The sequence below is a fragment of the Streptomyces sp. MUSC 14 genome (genome assembly GCF_001866675.1).
In the GTDB taxonomy this organism is placed as follows: domain Bacteria; phylum Actinomycetota; class Actinomycetes; order Streptomycetales; family Streptomycetaceae; genus Streptomyces.
Map to the genome: position 1 here is coordinate 21,832 of NZ_MLYN01000019.1, position 13,026 is coordinate 34,857.

General features: G+C 69.7%; 13 protein-coding genes. 5 read left to right on the forward strand and 8 right to left on the reverse strand.

The window, feature by feature from the left end:
- Positions 1 to 60: 60 nt before the first annotated feature.
- Both BIV25_RS11135 and BIV25_RS46785 read left to right on the forward strand, forming a co-directional pair.
- Entirely contained in the window at positions 61 to 1,614 is a 1,554-nt protein-coding gene (locus BIV25_RS11135; protein ID WP_071372074.1) for a hypothetical protein, read from the forward strand.
- 3 nt (positions 1,615 to 1,617) lie between these two features.
- Complete coding sequence (locus BIV25_RS46785) at positions 1,618 to 2,112, forward strand: adenylyltransferase/cytidyltransferase family protein (RefSeq protein WP_256255750.1); 495 nt, start codon at positions 1,618 to 1,620, stop codon at positions 2,110 to 2,112.
- On the opposite strand, the gene BIV25_RS11140 is transcribed toward BIV25_RS46785, so the two are convergent.
- Complete coding sequence (locus BIV25_RS11140; protein ID WP_071372075.1) at positions 1,999 to 2,733, reverse strand: CDP-alcohol phosphatidyltransferase family protein; 735 nt, start codon at positions 2,731 to 2,733, stop codon at positions 1,999 to 2,001. The genes BIV25_RS46785 and BIV25_RS11140 overlap by 114 nt on opposite strands.
- Before the next feature lie 43 nt (positions 2,734 to 2,776).
- On the opposite strand from BIV25_RS11140, the gene BIV25_RS11145 reads away from it, so the two are divergent.
- Positions 2,777 to 4,123 carry a glycosyl hydrolase family 28-related protein gene (locus BIV25_RS11145; protein ID WP_177235239.1) on the forward strand — a complete coding sequence of 449 codons (1,347 nt, stop codon included), beginning with the start codon at positions 2,777 to 2,779 and terminating at the stop codon, positions 4,121 to 4,123.
- Positions 4,124 to 4,164: 41 nt separating this feature from the next.
- On the opposite strand, the gene BIV25_RS11150 is transcribed toward BIV25_RS11145, so the two are convergent.
- Complete coding sequence (locus tag BIV25_RS11150; RefSeq protein WP_143076616.1) at positions 4,165 to 4,470, reverse strand: hypothetical protein; 306 nt, start codon at positions 4,468 to 4,470, stop codon at positions 4,165 to 4,167.
- A 629-nt stretch (positions 4,471 to 5,099) separates the two neighbouring features.
- Between BIV25_RS11150 and BIV25_RS11155 the strand changes: the two genes are divergently transcribed.
- On the forward strand, positions 5,100 to 6,491 hold the full coding sequence (locus BIV25_RS11155) for a fibronectin type III domain-containing protein (protein ID WP_256255751.1): 1,392 nt from the start codon (positions 5,100 to 5,102) through the stop codon (positions 6,489 to 6,491).
- A 173-nt stretch (positions 6,492 to 6,664) separates the two neighbouring features.
- Positions 6,665 to 6,970 (forward strand): hypothetical protein, encoded by a 306-nt coding sequence (locus tag BIV25_RS11160; protein ID WP_071372078.1) that lies wholly within the window; start codon positions 6,665 to 6,667, stop codon positions 6,968 to 6,970.
- 261 nt (positions 6,971 to 7,231) lie between these two features.
- Here BIV25_RS11160 and BIV25_RS11165 read toward each other — a convergent pair whose 3' ends face one another.
- From BIV25_RS11165 to BIV25_RS11190, 6 genes are all read right to left on the reverse strand, one after another.
- Positions 7,232 to 7,549: a hypothetical protein gene (locus tag BIV25_RS11165; RefSeq protein WP_071372079.1), complete on the reverse strand. Its 318-nt coding sequence runs from the start codon at positions 7,547 to 7,549 to the stop codon at positions 7,232 to 7,234.
- A gap of 92 nt (positions 7,550 to 7,641) precedes the next feature.
- Positions 7,642 to 7,959: a hypothetical protein gene (locus BIV25_RS11170; RefSeq protein WP_071372080.1), complete on the reverse strand. Its 318-nt coding sequence runs from the start codon at positions 7,957 to 7,959 to the stop codon at positions 7,642 to 7,644.
- A 65-nt stretch (positions 7,960 to 8,024) separates the two neighbouring features.
- Positions 8,025 to 8,342, reverse strand: coding sequence for a hypothetical protein (locus BIV25_RS11175; protein WP_071372081.1), 318 nt, complete (start codon positions 8,340 to 8,342; stop codon positions 8,025 to 8,027).
- Between the two features lie 445 nt (positions 8,343 to 8,787).
- On the reverse strand, positions 8,788 to 9,207 hold the full coding sequence (locus BIV25_RS11180; protein WP_256255752.1) for a hypothetical protein: 420 nt from the start codon (positions 9,205 to 9,207) through the stop codon (positions 8,788 to 8,790).
- A 181-nt stretch (positions 9,208 to 9,388) separates the two neighbouring features.
- Complete coding sequence (locus tag BIV25_RS11185) at positions 9,389 to 10,240, reverse strand: ABC transporter permease (RefSeq protein WP_071372082.1); 852 nt, start codon at positions 10,238 to 10,240, stop codon at positions 9,389 to 9,391.
- Entirely contained in the window at positions 10,237 to 12,885 is a 2,649-nt protein-coding gene (locus tag BIV25_RS11190) for a CocE/NonD family hydrolase (RefSeq protein WP_071372083.1), read from the reverse strand. Before BIV25_RS11190 ends, BIV25_RS11185 begins: the two co-directional genes overlap by 4 nt.
- Positions 12,886 to 13,026 lie beyond the last annotated feature (141 nt).

The window sequence follows — 13,026 nt, forward strand, 5'->3', positions numbered from 1 at the left end:
CCGGCACCGTCCGCAACGGCGCCCTCGTCCTGCCCGCCCCCTTCTCCTTCGAGGTGCCCCTTGCGTCAGCTCCGTAAGAAGGCCGCCACGGGCCCGGCTGCCGCTGCCCTCATCTGCGCAGGCGCTCTGCTCAGCGCTCCCGCCGCCGCAGCCGCGGGCCATGCACCGGCAACGTTCAGCGCGGATCCACTGGCCACCTGGCAGACGGACGGCATCGTCTGGTCCCTGGCCTACGCCCGCGGTGTCGTCTACGCCGCGGGCTCCTTCGACACGGTCCGGCCGCCCGGTGCCGCGGCGGGCACCCGGCAGGTCCAGCGGCACAACTTCGCCGCGTTCGACGCCGCGACCGGCAAGCTGCTGCCCTGCGCCCTGTCCTTCACCTCCGGTGCCGGCCCGTACACGACCGGCACGGTACGGGCCATGAAGCCCTCCCCCGACGGGCGGGTGCTGTACGTGGGCGGCTCCTTCGGCCGCGTCGGGTCCACGGGGGTGGCGAACGCCGTGGCCGTCAACACGGCCGACTGCACCCTGCGCAAGGACTTCCGGCCCGCGGTGAACGCAACCGTGCGGGCCATCGACACGACCGACCGCGGGGTGTACCTGGGCGGTGACTTCGACACGGTGGACGGCCGGAGCAGGAAGCGCGTCGCCGCCTTCACCCACGGCGGTTCGCTGCTGCCCTTCAAGGCCGACGTCGACCTGCCGGTCCGTGCCCTGTCGGCCGTGCCCGCACAACGCGAGATCCTGGTCGGCGGTGACTTCGCGTCGGTCAACAGCCGGCCGGTCCACGCCCTGGCCGCGCTGGACATCACCTCCGGGGCGACGCGCCACACCTATCCCGACTGGCTGCCGGCCGCTTCGGTGGTCAAGTCGATCGCACAGGACGGCTCCCACTTCTACATCGGCGCCGAAGGAACCGGGGGCGGCGTCTTCGACGGACGTATCTCGGCCCGGCTCAAGGACGGCACGATGACGTGGAAGGACACCTGTCTCGGCGCCACCCAGGCCGTCCTGCCCTACAACGGCGTCCTCTACAGCGCCTCCCACGCGCACGACTGCTCGCAGACCCCCGGCGGCTTTCCCGAACTGGGCGTGCGCCACACTCTCCTGGCCCAGTCGGCCACGGACCGGCACATCCTGCACTGGTTCCCCGACACCGACGGCGGGCTCGGGGAGGGAGTCGGCCCGCGCGCCCTGACCATGGCCCGGGGCGTCCTCTGGGTGGGTGGCGAGTTCACCCAGGTCAACGACCGGCCGCAGCAGGGACTCACCCGCTTCGGCACCGGAACCCCCACCAGCCTGCCGCAGACGCCCACCCCGGCGCTGCTGGCCGCGAACCCGGGGAAGGTCACCATCGGCTGGCGCGCGTCATGGGACCGCAACACCGCCGCCCTGACCTACCGGCTCTACCGGGACGGCAAGCTCGTCTCCCGGCAGACCGCCTCCTCCACGTCCTGGAACCTTCCGCAGATGAGCTACACCGACTCCGTGCCCGCCGGTACGCGCCACCGGTACGCCATCGACGTGACCGTCACCGGCACCCGCACCTCCCACCGATCGCCCTCCCTGTCCGTGACGGTGCCCGCACCCGCCGGCCCGACGACCGGAGGCTGACCCGTGGAAGCGACACTCATCGGCTACGCGCCCGGCGTCTGGGACCTGTTCCACATCGGGCACCTCAACATCCTGCGTCAGGCGCGCCGACGCTGTGACCGCCTGGTGGCCGGGGTGGTGTCCGACGAACTGGCCGGGCGCCTCAAGGGCAGACGGCCGGTGATCCCGCTGGCCGAGCGCCTGGAGATCGTCCGCAGCATGCGCCACGTCGACGATGTCGTGGTGGAGACCCACGAGGACAAACTGCGGACCTGGCGGCAGGTCGGTTTTCACGTCGTCTTCAAGGGAGACGACTGGAAGGGCACACCCACATGGAAGAACCTCGAACGCCGCTTCGCGGACGTGGGTGTCGACGTCGTCTACTTCCCCTATACGGTCCACACCTCAAGCACACTGCTGCGCGGGGCGCTGGAACTGATGCAGTTCCCGGTACCACTTCACCAAGAAGGCGAAGAGGAACAGGACATGAGCCAGCAGCAGCCCGCAGTACAGAACTAGGAACATGGCCGGACTGCCGAGAAAGAGAAAGCTGATACAGGTCGTGCCGTAGTCGACCGGCAGGAGCAGCACGGGCCCCAGCACCGAGGCAGAGCCTCTGTCCGTTCCCGCCACCGCTCTTCCCCCCTTGAGCTTCTGCGTGAGAATGCCGCCGAAAAAGATCACCACCGCCGCGGACTGGAACACCAGAGGGGCCAGCAGCAAGAGCGGACTGGGCAGCACGAAGAAACGGTAGAACGCCACCAGGACGACCGAGTGCAGCGTGACGATCCTGACGCAGTCCAGCACATGGTCCAGCCATTCACCCGACAGGCTCGCAGAGCACTGGATCCGCGCGAGCTGACCGTCTGCCGCGTCCAGGACGAAGCCCAGGGCAAGGGCCACGCCGACACAGACCGACACCACCGGCGCGGGCCGCAGCAGGGCCACCGCCGCCAGGGCCGGAAAAGTGAACAAGGCACCGAGGAGCGTCAGCTGATTGGGAGTCGCACCGATCCTGAAGGCCAGCGCGGCCATGAGGCGGCCGGCCGGGCGATTGACGAACCGACTGTAGACCGACACTCCCTTCGCCGGTTTCTGTGCCGTCGAGAGTTGCCTCAGCGTCTCCGCGAACTCGGCCATCACCCTCCTTGGTGACACAACCACTTGAGAAAAGAAGGCAACCATGTCAGAACCGGGTGGCGAGATCTCACGCAACCGTCGGAATATTCTGCGCGGCGGAACGTCACTGCTGTTCGCAGCGGCCCTGCCCGCCAACAGCGCGTCCGCCAAAAATGCGGCCCCGGGGCGTACGTCCGCGATCAATGTAACCGATCTCGGTGCCGTGGGCGATGGATACACCGACGACACAGAGGCGTTCGAATCCGCTTATGCGCTCGCCGCCTCCCATGTCCGGGACGGGGTGGGCCGCCTGGTGATCGAGATTCCCGCCGGGGACTTCCTCATCACCCGACCGCATGCGCTGCTGAACGGCGTGGCCCCGCCGCGGCCCGCCAACGGGCTGCGCTTCACCGGGGCGGGCAAGAACATGACCACCCTGGTCTTCCGTCCGGGCACCGGCCCGGGCTCCTTTCTGTGCCGCAATGAGGACAGCTGGTCGAACCTGTCCTTCGAACGCATGCAGTTCCGCTCGGCCACACCGGGCGCGTCCTTCTTCAGTTCCTATTCCACCGGCCAGGCCCAGGACTACCGGTTCTCGGAATGCGAGTGGCTCGGGGAATGGGAGTACGGTCTGGCCCTCGACGGCACGGACACCAACTCGGAAATGCGCTGGGAAGCCTGCACGGTCGCCGGCAGCTACCGGAAGGCGTTTCTGTACTCGGGGCTCGCGGGCCGCAAACAGGCCAGCCCCAACGTCCAGGACCAGTTCTTGAACTACTGGTTCACCGACATGAAGGTCGAATACGAGTGGGGCAACTTCCTGGAGTTCCCCTACGGCGGATCCATCGACTGCCGCGGCGGCTCGTACATCATCACCGGCAAGCGCCCCAAGAACACCCCGGAGTACGGCACCACCAGCACCTTCTTCCGATTCCCGGTCAGCCGGCACCACGACTCGGTACAGCGTTTCCACGCCCAGGACATCCGATTCGAGGTGCGTGACCCGGACGTCAGGATCATCGACTGCGTGTGGAGCAGCGGAACGGTCCACTTCAACGACTGCGACGACACCGGGATCGCCTTCAAGGACTTCTCCGCCGAAGTCCGCCCGCACCGCTACACGGTGGGCCCGCGGGGACCCCTGATCCGCTACGACTCCTGCCAGCTCGTGGGCCGCCACGAGTACCGGACGGCCCGCAAGGAGGAGATCCTGCCGACCGTCGTCCGCTACGACATGTGCCTGCTCCGGAGCCACTCGCGGACCGACTTCGCCGTCACCGACGCCACCGGCCCCGCTCACTTCGTCCAGTTCATCGACTGCATCGACACCGAGCCCGCCGACGGCACGACCCCCCGGGCGACACCCGGCGCCCCGGTGGTGACCCCCGGCCCGACCCCTCCTCGGCCCTGAGCGGGCCCGGGCTGTCCCCGGCCCGCTCAGCTGCGTGTTCCTCAGTTGTACTTGGTCGGCTTGACGCAGAAGTCGACACGGCTGAGGTTCGCGTACTTGCCGGTCGAGTTGACCGGGGCGTGCAGCGGACCGGCGGCGGCAACGCCGTCGGGGAAGCCCGTCGTGCTGTCGTAGTTGACCACGGTGGAGCCGGCGGTGCCGCCCGTGGCGGTGACCCGCACGACGGAGCGGTGAGCGCTGCTGGGGATGTTGAAGCTGAACACCTGTCCCTGGGTGGCGCTGGAGACGGTGAGCTGGAAGCTTCCGTCGCCGGGGATCGCCACGGACTCGGTCATGGGATTGGTCACGCTGACCGCGGTCGAGCCCGAGGGGCAGACCGGCGGCGGAGGAGGCGGCGTCGTCTGGCACCCGCACCCGGACGTGGGCGGCTTCGTCTGGCACACCGAACACCCGGACGTGGGCGGCTTGGTCTGGCACGCCGAACACCCGGACGTGGGGGCGGGCGTCGCCTTGCACGCCGTGCACGGCTGCGCCGCTCGGGGGACGGCCTGGGCCGACACGGAGCCGACAGCGATGCCGAATGCCGCGGTCGCGGTCAGACCGGCGCCGACGAGCCCCGCTCCCCAACCCAACCGCCGTGACTGCGTCCTTGTTCGGGCAGCTACTCGCATGACGAGCACTCCTCCTCATTGCCTGGGTACCAGAACTCGGGTACCTGATCTCGCCCGACGTTCCCACGAACAGCATGCCGTCGCGGGTTACGACTCCTTTTCCTAGGCCATTCGAGCTTCCGCGAGGCCTGAAGGGCGGAGCGCGCCGTCGCGGCGTCGCGATATCCGCCACCGGGTGTCTACTTTCCAATTCCATGCGACCAAGTAAAAGCACGGCCAAGACCACCACCACGGCTTCCGCGGTGGTCCTCCTCGCGGCCGCTTCGCTCACGTCCGCTTTCGGCGCACAGGCGCACGAAACAACCTTGACTGCGGCCCCGTTGGCGACCTGGCAGACGGACGGCATCGTCTGGTCGGTCGAGTACGCACGCGGTGTCGTGTACGTCGGCGGCACCTTCGACAGCGTCCGCCCGCCCGGCGCGAAGCCCGGCCAGAAGCAGGTTGCCCGGAAGAACTTCGCGGCCTTCGACGCGGTGACCGGCAAACTGCTGCCGTGCGCCCACTCCTTCACGGAAGGCGCCGGGACGGTACGGGCGCTGAAGGCCTCACGCGACGGCAAAGTACTGTATGTCGGCGGATCGTTCGGCAAGGTCGACGGCGCCGGAGTCGCCAGTGCGGTCGCGCTCGACACGGCCGGCTGCTCGCTGCGCAGGGACTTCCGCCCCGCTGTGGCGGCGCCCGTACGAGCCATCGAGACCACCGGCACGACCGTGTACCTGGGCGGTGACTTCACGGTCGTCGACGGCCAGGAGAGAAAGCGCGTCGCGGCGTTCAGCCGCAGCGGCACGCTGCTGCCGTTCAAGGCGGACATCGACGAGCCGGTCCGGGCCGTTCTGGCCGCGCCCGACCGGGGACAGCTGCTCGTCGGCGGAGCGTTCCACAACGTCAACGGCAAGCCGGAACAGGCACTGGTCTCCCTGAATCCCACGACGGGTGCGACGGTGAAGTCCTTCCCCGACTGGCTGCCGGAACGATCCGCGGTGACGTCGCTGACCCGCAACGGCGACCGCTTCTACCTGGGAGCCGAGGGCGAGGGGACGGGCATCTTCGACGGCCGTATCGCGGGCCGGCTCGCCGACGGCAGGATGATCTGGAAGGACACCTGCCTGGGCGCCACCCAGGATGTCGTCGTCTACAAGGACATCCTCTACAGCGCATCCCACGCCCACTACTGCGGCCTCACCCGCGGGGGCTTCCCCGACGGACCCCGACGGCATTTCCTGGCCCAGTCGATCGGTGACAAGACCATCCTGCACTGGTTCCCCGACACCGATGACGGCATCGGGGAGGGAGTCGGCCCCCGGACGCTGGTGATGGCCGGCAGCATCCTGTGGGCGGGCGGCGAGTTCACCACGGTCAACGGCAGGCCCCAGCAGGGTCTGACGCGCTTCGGGACCGGTCCCGGCGACACGGCCCCGCAAGCGGCGCCCGGGCTCACCGGCGGGCGTACGCGCGCCGGAAAGGTCACGCTCGCCTGGCGTGCCGCATGGGACAGGGACGACGCGGAACTGACGTACCGGATCTACCGCGACGGTGTTCTCGTGGCCTCGCCGAAGCGGCGGTCGACCGAATGGGACCGGCCGGCCATGACGTACACGGATTCCGTCCCTCGCGGCACACACCACCGCTACACGATCGCCGTCACCGACGGAAGGCATACGACGCCCCGCTCGGAACCGCTCGACGTGACCGCCTGACCAGCGTGCCGGAGTCCCGTACGCGGATAATCCGATGACGTTATTCGCGAGGTCATTCGGGATGTATGAGTTCCAGGAACTTGCAGCCAGTGGAGTTTCCCGCGGCGTATCTCTCTCGTTTAGCCCAGCAGAAGCGCGACCCGAGCTCCCGAGCTGCGGACGAAAGGAACACAATGAAGAAGCTGAAGGCTGCGGCCCTCATGATCGGCACCCTGGCCATCGCAGGCGCTGCGGCGCCCGCTGTCGCCGCGGACGTGCCGGCGCAGGGCATTCTGGAGGACGGGAAGACGGTGACCCGCGCTCTTCCCAACGCAGCCGAGATGCCGACGGGCGCCGTCACCAACGACGTCAGGACCGCGGCGGAGGGCGTGAAGCAGTCGGGCATCGTCAAGACACCCGTCTTCGGCGGCACCCTGCCGAACCCTCTCGACGGCAAGCCGCCCGCCCAGCTTCCGGCCAAGCTTCCGGTCGTCAAGTAACGACGTGGCGCCCGGCTGACGCAGATCCGGTGCCGGAGTCAATTCGGCGATGATCCGGCCGGGTTGCTTGATGCGACAGAGCCGTACGGGCCAGGAGAGATGTCACAGTCTCCTGGCCCGTACGGCTCTCTTCATGTCACGCCCCGGCCGCCACGACTGCCGTGCACCGCGTCACAAGGACACACACCGCCGAACGGTTCAGGGCGAAAACAGCTGGCGGCCCGCCGGAATTCGGCAGGCCGCCAGGTGCTTGAGAACTGCTCAGAACAGCAGGCCGCCGGTGTAGGGCGCCCACTGCGACTGGTCGACCGGGGCCGTGTTGCACGCGGCGTAGTGCGAGTTCGGCGCGACCACGCCACCGAGCACGGCACCGTTGGACCACGGCGCGATGCAGCGACCGTCGATCAGCGAACCGTTGGAAACGACAAGCCCCTGCTGAGGGGAGTTGACGACGACCGGAGACTCCGAGAAGCCGTTGCCACCGGTGACGGTCGTGCTGCTGTCGGCAGCAGCGGTACCGGCGGCGGCCAGGACGAGGCCCGCGGCGAGCGCGGAGAGGGCCGTAACCTTGTTACGCATGAGATGCGCCTTTCGGTTGTGGGAGGGGGATGGGTTGGGCGGGGACATCTGCTGACATCCCCGCCCCGCTCAGGGGTCGGAGCGCGAAGGGGTCAGAACAGCAGGCCGCCGGCGTACGGCGCGTGCTGCGCCTGGTTGACGTTGGCCGTGTTGCATGCGGCGTAGTGCGAGTTCGGCGCGGCGACGCCGCCGAGAACGGCACCGTTGGACCACGGGGCGACGCAGCGGAGGTCGACAAGCGTGCCGTTGGAGACGATGGCGCCCTGCTGGGGGGCGTTCACGACGACCGGGGACGACGAGAAGCCGTTGCCGCCGGTGACAGTCGTGCAGTTGTCGGCTGCGGCGGTGCCCGCGGCCGCCAGGACGACACCTGCGGCGAGGGCGGAGATGGCCGTAACCTTGTTACGCATGAGATGTCCTTTCCGGACTGCGTTCTGGGAGGGTTCGCCTGCCCCGAATTGCTCGGAGCGGGAGATCAGAAGAGCAGGCCGCCCGCGTACGGAGCGTTCTGCGACTGGTTGACAGCAGCGGTGTCACAGGCCGCGTAGTGCGAGTTCGGCGGAACGACTCCGCCGAGAACGGCACCGTTGGACCACGGTGCGATGCAGCGGCCGTCGACGAGGGCGCCGTTGACGACGACCACGCCCTGCTGGGGGGCGTTCACGACGACCGGAGACTCCGAAAAGCCGTCACCGCCAGTGACGTTGGTCGTGTTCGAGGCGGAGGCAACGCCCGCGCTGCCGCAGAGAGCGCTAAGGGCCAGTGCAGTGACGACCGCGAACTTCCTGGTCAACTCGGTTCCTTCCTGGATTCACGGTAACCCGCGCTTACATGGCAAGAAACCGAAATATGCGGCGGAAAGTCACGCGGACACCGGCCATACCGGACGGATTCCATCGGATGGCGGAACGATGCCGTGCCCCGCTTACCGAGTGCCGCACAAAGGCAGGAGCGGTCGCCGACATGCGTCCGGCCCACTGGATATGAGAAGTCCAGTGGGCCGGACAGGCTTAAGGCGTATCCCGGGCACGACATCGGGCACCGGGCGAGCGCGGAGCTGCTGGTCCGGCTCCAGACTCTGGTCAATGCCCCGAGGAGCCGGATGTGAATCGTGCCGGGGTGGCCACCAGGCCGATCCGTCCGCGGCACTGCGATGTCGGTCTCCGGCTGACGAGAGCCGGATCAGAGTGTCAGAATTCCGGCGGATTTCACTGCACCGACTCCCGACGGTTTACACGTCACCCCTGGCTGAGCAGGCTACCGATCCCGGCGCTGGTCGGCGCATTCAGGGGATGGAGCTGAACGGATCCGGTTCCGACCGGGTTCTTCACCGGAATTGCGGGCTTCTTGCCGCTGTCGCGCCCCATCCCGTCCAGGTATACACCGGAAACCCTCGCCGCCTTGTTCGTACCGGTGACCGTCCCCGACTGGTTCTCGTCGAACGCACTGCCCTTGGTGAGGCTGCCCTGCTTGGCCACCCGCATCACGGTATCGGCCGCGGGCACGATCGCCGGAGCCACCTCGGTCTGGGACATGAGACCGAGCGGGCCGGCTTCGTGGGCAGGCGCCTTGGCGGTGCCCGTCGCCGCGACGGCGGAGCCACCCACGAGACTTGCGCCGATCGCCAACGCCGCAGTTGTGAAAACTGCCTTCTTCATGCTCACCTCACTTGGAGTTACCTCTGATCCGACAGACGCAGAACATAGCAGTCCACGGCCCATCAAAAGCGAAGCGCTACTCCATACGCATGAAGATTTCTGCAGTGAAGGAGCGCGCATTGTCCGGCTCCCCCGGAGCGATTCACATCTGGTCGGCGAATCGATTGATCATAAAAAGGAATCAAGAAACCACGTCCTTGCGGGCGAAGCCTCTGAAGGCCAGGGCGAAGAGCACCAGGGCATAGGAGACGGAGACCGCGGCGCCCTGGATCATGCCGGACCACTCGGCGTGCGGCTGGACGGCGTCGGCCCAGGCGAACTGCCAGTGCGCGGGCAGGAAGTCGCGCCAGTGGCCGAGGGCGGTGACGGCGTCCAGGACGTTGCCGACGATCGTCAGGCCGACCGCGCCGCCCACCGCGCCGAGCGGGGCGTCCGTCTTGGTGGACAGCCAGAACGCGAGCCCGGCGGTGACCAGTTGGGAGACGAAGACGTACGCCACGACCACCAGGAGTCGCTGGGCCGCCGTGCCGCTGTCCAGGGCGCCGCCGGTCGGTATCCGCAGCGGGCCCCAGCCGTAGGCCGCCGTGCCGACGGCGAGCGCGACGACCGGGAGCAGCACCATCGCGGCGAGGCTCATCCCGAGCGCGACGACGAGCTTGGACCACAGCAGCCGGGCCCGGGGCACGGGCGCGGCCAGCAGATAACGCAGCGAGGACCACCCGGCCTCCGAGGCGACCGTGTCCCCGCAGAACAGGGCGACCGGGATCACCAGCAGGAAGCCCACCGAGACGAACAGGTTGACCGCGGCGAAGTTGGCGCCCGAGGCGGTCGCCGTGTCCATCAGCGTGACCTGGCCACCACGGTCGTGCGGGCTGCCGATCGCGAAGGCGATCAGCAGCACGAACGGCAGCAGGGCGAGGACCGCGCCCATGGCCAGGGTGCGCCGCCGCTTGAGCTGGCGGACCAGCTCGACCCGCAGGGGCAGGGTGTGCCGGGTCTGATAGCCGGAGGCGACCTCGGTGAGCGTGCTCATGCGGAACCTCCTATCAGGGTCAGGAAGGCGTCTTCGAGGCGGCGGTGCGGGCCGACCGAGGCCACGGGCACGTCGAGGCGCACCAGTTCCACGACCAGCCGCTCGGCCGTGCCGCCCGGCTCCAGCCTGACCAGCAGTCCGTCGTCGGTGCGCACGGCCGAGGCGACGCCGGGCAGCGCGCCGACCTTCTCCACTACCGGCTCCTGCACCGGCACGGCCGTGCCGACCAGCAGGGTGTCGCCGGAGCCGACGATCTCGTGCACGGGGCCCGCCTGGACGAGCCGGCCGCGGTCCATCACCACCAGGTGGGTGCAGGACTGCTCGACCTCGGCGAGGAGATGACTGGAGACGATCACCGTGCGGCCGCCGGCCGCGTAGCGGATCATCACCTCGCGCATCTCGCGGATCTGCGGCGGGTCGAGGCCGTTGGTGGGTTCGTCCAGGATGAGCAGGTCGGGCAGGCCCAGCATGGCCTGGGCGATGGCGAGACGCTGGCGCATGCCCTGGGAGTACGTGCGCACCGCGCGGGCGAGCGCGTCGCCGAGCCCGGCGATCTCCAGCGCCTCCTCCAGGTGGGCGTCCGCGGGCGGCCGGCCGGTGGCCCGCCAGTACAGCTCCAGGTTCTCCCGGCCGGACAGGTGCGGCAGGAAGCCCGCGCCCTCCACGAAGGCGCCGACCCGGGACAGCACGGGCGCACCGGGCCGGATGGCGTGCCCGAAGACCCTTATCTCCCCGTCGTCCGGGGTGATCAGGCCCATCAGCATGCGCAGGGTGGTGGTCTTGCCCGCGCCGTTGGGGCCGAGCAGGCCGAGCACCTGGCCGCGCTCCACCCGGAAGGACAGTTCGCGCACCGCGTACCGGTCGGCGGACTTGGCGTACCGCTTGCTCAAGTCCATGATGACGAGCGGGACTTCGGCCAGTTCGGGGTCGGGCGCGGGGGCGGTCGTGCGGCGGCGGGCGGTGAGCAGCAGGGCGAGCGCGACGGCCGCACCGGCCGCGGGCAGCCACCACACCCAGGCGGGCAGCGGCGCGGCCGCGGTGCGGACGGCGGGGGCCGTCGGCACGCTCAGGGCGCTCTTGAGGGAGACGGTGTAGGTGGCGGGGGCGGCCGGGGAGGCGTAGCCGAGGTCGGTGGAGGCGAGGACCAGGCGGAGCCGGTGGCCCTTCTGCACCGTGTGGTCGATCGCCGGGAGGGTGATCGTCACGTCCTTGCCCGCCTGGGCGCCGGTCACCCGGAAGGGCGCGACGAGCTGGCTGGGCAGCACCTGCTGGGTGCCGCCGGGGCCGACGTCGTAGACCTTGCCGAACAGGACGGCGCCGTCGCCGGTGGAGGTGAGGTGGACGGTGGCGGTCGGGGTGCCGGTGATCTGCAGGTCGCGGGTGAGCGGGGCGGAGTCGAACTTCGCGTACTGGCCGGGAAAGTCGAGGGAGATGCCGACGCCGAGCGCCGAGAGCTGGGACAGGCCGCCGGCGCCGCCGAGGCCGGGCAGGGCGGAGACGCCGGGCGGGCTGGCGCCGGCCGGGTTGGCGATCCGCTGGGCGCCGCCGGTCAGGGGGACGGCCCGGAGGTGGTCGCGCAGGCCCGGGTAGGCGGGCGCGGTCGCGCCGCGCAGCTGGGCCGTGCCGTCGTTCGAGTTCACGCCTCCGGTGCGGGTGACGCGGAAGGCCGGGCCGGTGTCGGTGTTCTCGTCGCCCTTCAGATACCGGTCGAACCACGCACGCACGCGTGCCTGGACCCGGCTGGTCTCCATGTCGCCGCCGTCGTGGCCGCCCGCGATCCAGTCGACGTCCACGGGGGCGCCGTTGGCGCGGATCGCCTTCTCGGCGGCGTCGGCCTGGCCGAGGGGGAACAGGGAGTCCGTCTGGCCCTGCAGCAGCAGCGTGGGCACCTTGATGCGGGCGGCGACGGCGGACGGGGAGCGCTCCTCCAGCAGGGTGCGGGCGGCCTGGTCAGGGGTGCCGGACTCGGCGACCCTGTCGTACATCCGGCACAGCTCGGGTTCGAAGTGGGCGCAGCCGCCGCCGCTGTTGAAGAAGATGCCGGCCCACAGCTTCTTGAACACGCCGTTCGGGAAGAGGGCGTCGGCGAGGTTCCAGTACGTGATGGCCGGGGCGATGGCGTCCACGCGGTGGTCGTATCCGGCGGCGAGCAGGGAGATCGCGCCGCCGTAGGAGCCGCCGGCGAGGCCCACGCGCGGGTCACCCGGCTTGTCGAGCTGGACCTGGGGCTGGCGCGCGAGCCAGTCGATGAGCCGGGAGACGTCGGCGACCTCGGCCTGGGGGTCGTTGAGGCCGATCTTCCCGGTCGACCTGCCGAAGCCGCGCGCGGACCAGGTCAGGACCGCGTACCCGTCCCGGGCGAGGTTCTCGGCCTGGCCGCGCATGTCGTCCTTGCTGCCGCCGAAGCCGTGCCCCAGCAGGACGGCCGGGTGGCGGCCGGAGCCGGCCGGAGCGAAGAAGGAGGTGTCCAGGCGGACGCCGTCGACCGCCATCATCCGGTCGGTGCGGTGCACCGGGGGCGGGCCGCCGGAGGCGGCGGCCGTCCAGGTGCCGGCGCCGGCCAGCACCACGACGGCGGCCGCGGCGGCCATCAGCCGCCGCGGCCCCTTGAGCAGCCCTCGCAGCGAGGGCACCCGAAGATCCATGCCTCAACGGTACGGGCCCGCACTGACATCCGACGGCTCCCCCGGGCTGAACCCCGGCCCCTCCCAGGGGAGTACGGGTCCGCCCGGCGTACTTCGGGCGTGGTACGCGGGGTCCCCGGTCGTGGTACCGCGGGGCCACAC